Genomic DNA, 1,534 nt, shown 5'->3' on the forward strand with positions numbered 1-1,534 from the left:
ACATTAGAGCACTTTGAGCCCGCATTAGATAAGGTGCTTGCAGACAACAGAGCTTTAGTCGAAAAGCTTGTAACTGATAAACAATATTCTTGGCAAGATTTTGCGTATCCTTTAGAAAGTGCTGACGATCGCTTGAATAATGTTTGGTCGGTTATTTCCCATTATAACTCAGTGCTAAATTCCGATGAGTTGAGAGAAATCTACAAGCGCCTTATCGCTAAATTGACAGAATACGGTACAGAAATGGGGCAGAATAAGGACTTGTTTTTAGCTTATCAGGCCTTGGCTGATAGCGATGAATACGCTGGGCTGAGCCAAGCTCAAAAGCAGTCAATCAAACATACTCTTCGTGGCTTCAAGTTGTCGGGAGTGGCGTTGGAAGATGATGAAAAAGAAGCCTACTCGGCATTGAAGAAGGAGATGTCAGAGCTGACCAACAGCTTTTCGGAAAATGTCTTGGATGCGACACAGTCTTGGACGCTCTATTTTGAAGACGTTGATTCACTTGCAGGTCTGCCAGAAAGTGCACTACAACTGCTCGAAAGCCAGGCAAAAGCCAAGGGACATGAAAAGGGTTATCTGATTACCCTGGATATTCCTAGTTATTTGCCGGTTATGACTTACTGCGATGATGCCAATATCCGTGAGCAGCTATATCAGGCTTATTTGACTCGCGCTTCCGACCAAGGACCTGATGCGGGTAAGTGGGATAATAGTAATAATATCCAACGCATACTCAGTTGCCGTCAGGCGCTTGCTAAGTTGCTGTCGTTTGACAATCATGCCGAGCGCTCCTTAGCGACTAAAATGGCAGACACGCCAGATGAAGTGATTGAGTTTTTAGAGCAGCTTGCAGGCAAGGCTATTGATTACGCAAAAAATGAAGTAGAAGAGCTTAAAGCCTATATGAAAGAAGAGTTCGGTGTGGCTGAACTGAATCCCTGGGATGTGGGCTATTATTCCGAAAAGCTTCGACAGGCTCGTTTTGATATTTCGCAAGAAGCGTTAAAGCCATACTTCCCAGCACCAGTGGTTCTGCAAGGCATGTTTGATGTGGTTCAGAAACTGTTTGGCATTGAAGTCAAAGAGCGCCCTGAGGTGAAAACCTTCCACCAAGATGCTCGCTATTACAGCATTTATAGCGAGGGTGAAGAAGTAGCTGGTTTCTATCTGGATATCTATGCCCGAAAAGACAAACGTGGTGGCGCCTGGATGGCAGACTGTCGTGCACGCAGACGTTTGGCCGATGGCTCTGTGCAAATGCCGGTAGCTTTCTTGGCGTGTAACTTTACACCGCCTGTTGCGGATGAGAGCGGTAATCTGGCAGATAGCTTGTTAACTCACAATGAAGTGACGACACTGTTCCATGAGTTCGGACATGGTTTGCACCATATGTTAACCAAAGTCGATGTTGCTGGGGTATCAGGTATTTCTGGGGTGCCTTGGGATGTGGTTGAACTGCCAAGTCAGTTTTTGGAAAACTGGTGCTGGCAGGAAGAATCGATAGCTATGATCAGTCGTCACTACCAAACAG

General features: G+C 45.8%; 1 protein-coding gene. It reads left to right on the forward strand.

Translation table 11 applies throughout. From position 1 onward, the window contains the following. The coding region (locus tag A3763_RS18570; protein ID WP_068760323.1) for a M3 family metallopeptidase at positions 1-1,534 on the forward strand (1,534 nt) is incomplete at both ends.

Source organism: Oleiphilus sp. HI0128 (assembly GCF_001635365.1).